Consider the following 435-nt stretch of genomic DNA (forward strand, 5'->3'; position numbering starts at 1 on the left):
CCGGCCCGTTCGGCGACGTCGCGGATGGTCGGTGGTCTCATGAGATGGACCGTTCCATGAGGCTCGTGGCCTTGTCAAAGGGTTGACAGGCAGGGGAAACGGCGCTCAGGGTGAGCTGGACAGGTTCTGGAACGGTCCAAAGAGGGGCTCTCATGGTGGACACGCTCGGCGTCGCCGTCGTCGGTTTCGGCTGGATGGGGCGGGTGCACACCCAGGCGTACGCGCGCGTGCGGCACCACTATCCGCAGCTGCCCCTCGTCCCGGAGCTGGTCACGGTCGCCGAGGAGGTGCCGGGGCGGGCGGCGGAGGCCGCCGCGCAGTTCGGGTTCGCGTCGACCGCGCGTGACTGGCGCGAGGTGGCCGCCGACCCGCGGGTGAAGGCGGTCAGCATCACCGCGCCGAACTTCCTGCACCGCGAGATCGGCGTCGCCATGG

1 protein-coding gene is annotated in these 435 nt (G+C 70.3%); it reads left to right on the forward strand.

What is annotated here, in order from left to right:
* Window positions 1-152 precede the first annotated feature (152 nt).
* On the forward strand, window positions 153-435 hold a 283-nt coding region (locus tag CCL05_RS46850), incomplete at its 3' end, for a Gfo/Idh/MocA family oxidoreductase (RefSeq protein ID WP_425275992.1).

Origin of the sequence: Streptomyces africanus (assembly GCF_002150735.1) — a bacterium.
GTDB classification, from domain to species: Bacteria; Actinomycetota; Actinomycetes; order Streptomycetales; family Streptomycetaceae; genus Streptomyces; species Streptomyces africanus.